Source organism: Thermodesulforhabdaceae bacterium (genome assembly GCA_037482015.1).
In the GTDB taxonomy this organism is placed as follows: domain Bacteria; phylum Desulfobacterota; class Syntrophobacteria; order Syntrophobacterales; family Thermodesulforhabdaceae; genus JAOACS01.
In genome coordinates, this window is the sequence record JBBFKT010000028.1 from 1 (window position 1) to 679 (window position 679).

The 679-nt window shown below is 55.8% G+C and carries 1 protein-coding gene; it reads left to right on the forward strand.

All coding sequences use genetic code 11. The features are described from left to right. Window positions 1–410: 410 nt before the first annotated feature. Window positions 411–679: hypothetical protein (locus WHS38_12400; GenBank protein ID MEJ5301777.1), on the forward strand; the 269-nt coding region annotated here is incomplete at its 3' end.

A 679-nucleotide genomic window follows, 5' to 3' on the forward strand; every position in this document is an offset into this window, starting at 1 on the left:
GTCATGTTCCGTTCGGTTCACCCCTTCCGTTTCAGAGTGTGTGAAGGGTGTGTGTGTGCGCGCGTAGCTGGGCGTAGCGCAATGGTGATCACGCCAGTGTTTACGACTGCCACACTTCGGGCAGTAACTTCGCTGCACGTGGGCGGCGTGGTCGGAGTAGTACCCACAGCGTGCGCAATACATGGCGTAGATCGCCCCGTTGGCGTGCGTCCACCCCAGCTTGGTGAACGTGAGGTCGGCGTTGCAGTACAAGCACTTCATCGGCTTCCCCCAGGGCGTAGCAGTTCATCGGCGGGCCGGGCGGGCCGGCGGTCTCGGCCCAACCTGCGCTTGCAGCCGACCGCCTTCGGCGGCGGCTGAAGCGCCGACCGTTGGGCGGTTACCAGTTTTTCATCATTGGAGTTGGTAAAATGTTGGAAACTCTCGAGCAAAAGAGACAACCGAATACAATGGCGTTGGCAATGGTTGCTTTATACGAACCCCTTTTGCCTTGCGCCGACCACTATCACCAATGCCTTGAGCAAAATTTTCCAGATTTGCCTCAACCAACTTCTGTCGCCTTTACCGAAAAGGACAACTTGCAAGCGATGAGTGTAGAGATAGGGGAGAACGAAGGTATTATAGCTTTGATGCCTGTTCCAATTCCCTGGTCTGATCTCGAAGGACCTTGTTTAACTGC